Raw genomic sequence first — 223 nt, forward strand, 5'->3', positions numbered from 1 at the left:
TTGATGCAGATGGACATACATTAGATATTTGGTTACGCAAAAAACGAGATCATCAATCAGCATATGCGTTTATTAAGCGCCTTATTAAACAATTCGGTAAACCTCAAATGATAATTACAGATCAAGCACCTTCAACGAAGGTAGCCATGGCTAAAATAATTAAAGTGTTTAAGCTGAAACCTAACTGTCATTGCACATCTAAATATCTCAATAACCTCATTGA

At 34.1% G+C, this 223-nt stretch carries 1 protein-coding gene; it reads left to right on the plus strand.

The window, feature by feature from the left end:
- Nucleotides 1-223 (plus strand): DDE-type integrase/transposase/recombinase (locus HMPREF2937_RS11915; RefSeq protein WP_142351450.1); only part of this gene is annotated, 223 nt, incomplete at both ends.

Source organism: Staphylococcus sp. HMSC061G12, assembly GCF_001838465.1.
Classification (GTDB): Bacteria; Bacillota; Bacilli; order Staphylococcales; family Staphylococcaceae; genus Staphylococcus; species Staphylococcus simulans.